Genomic DNA, 656 nt, shown 5'->3' with positions numbered 1-656 from the left:
CGACCAGGACCCCACCACCTGGCAACCGCCCGCCGAGAGCTACCGCTGCACCTACGCCACCGACTGGATCGCCATCAAGACCCGCTGGGACCTGACCATCGACCCGGCAGAGCACGCCACGCTCACTGAGGCCCTCGGCGGCTGCCCGGACACGGTCATCGAAGTCACCCGCGCCCGCTGACCTCTCCTTGCCTGATACTGCTGCGGCAGCGCTCTCTTCCCCCGCTTGAGGGTGATGTGGGTCAAGTAGGCATCCGGTGCCCGGCAGAGGACTGCGAGATGAGTGACGAGGTGGAGCAGGGCCAGGGGAGAGTCCCTGTTCAGTACCACCAGTTCGACATCAGCGACGAGGACGGGCCGACCGGCCCCGAACTGGACCGTGGGCACAACGGCCTGCTTCGGGTGGTCGATGGCGTCATTGTTGTCATGACCGGAATCCACACCGGTGATGTCGACGTAACCGTCACCCTTCACCAGGCAGAGCCCGGGCCTGACGACGGTGACTGGCAGGACATCGTGGAGATCTCCGCGCTCTCCGCCTCTGGTGAACTCATGGTCCGCGGCATGATGGACGATCTGGACGAAGACCTACCCGTCCTGTCGTTCAACGGCACCGGCACCTACCGGCTGCGCGTCCATGCCCGCGGCCGGGACAC

At 66.0% G+C, this 656-nt stretch carries 2 pseudogenes; both read left to right on the top strand.

From position 1 onward, the window contains the following. A pseudogene (locus tag AOK15_RS47525) lies at positions 1-181 on the top strand (HNH endonuclease); the annotation flags it as partial. A gap of 98 nt (positions 182-279) precedes the next feature. Further along, positions 280-656, top strand: a pseudogene (locus tag AOK15_RS45785) (hypothetical protein); the annotation flags it as partial.

This window comes from Streptomyces ossamyceticus (genome assembly GCF_001418475.1).
GTDB lineage: Bacteria > Actinomycetota > Actinomycetes > Streptomycetales > Streptomycetaceae > Streptomyces > Streptomyces ossamyceticus.
This window is presented reverse-complemented; position numbering and strand designations above follow the sequence as displayed.